This is a genomic window from Tepidicella baoligensis (assembly GCF_013432195.1).
In the GTDB taxonomy this organism is placed as follows: Bacteria; Pseudomonadota; Gammaproteobacteria; order Burkholderiales; family Burkholderiaceae_C; genus Tepidicella; species Tepidicella baoligensis.
In genome coordinates, this window is the sequence record NZ_JACCDB010000044.1 from 1 (window position 1) to 375 (window position 375).

The following is a 375-nucleotide window of genomic DNA, read 5'->3' on the forward strand; positions in this document are numbered from 1 at the left end:
CCTGTGCCCAGGCCCTGGAGCAGGGCATCTACAGCTACAAGCGCGTGCTGGCTTTGAGCGAGGGTCTTTTTGCCCAGGCGCTCGCCGCCATTGAAGCCCATGCCAGCGGTGACAACGGCGCGGTGCTCACCACCCCAGAGCTGACCCAGCAGCACGGGCTCATCCGCGATGTCGATGAGTACGGTGATCTCTTCGCGCACGCCGCAGCCACGGCCACGGCAACCGTATCCAGTACCACCGCTGCCACCACCACCGCACCGGGGAGCCTGGCATGAACCTGGCCGAGATCGAACGCGCGCTGCGCGAGCTGCGCCTCTCGGGCATTGCCGAGACCCTGTCGACCCGCGTGATGCAGGCCCAGGCCAGCCAGGAGCC

The 375-nt window shown here is 67.7% G+C and carries 2 pseudogenes; both read left to right on the forward strand.

What is annotated here, in order from left to right:
- Positions 1 to 275 (forward strand): annotated as a pseudogene (locus HZS63_RS13810) (hypothetical protein); the annotation flags it as partial.
- Positions 272 to 375 (forward strand): annotated as a pseudogene (locus tag HZS63_RS14065) (ATP-binding protein); the annotation flags it as partial. The pseudogenes HZS63_RS13810 and HZS63_RS14065, both read left to right, overlap by 4 nt.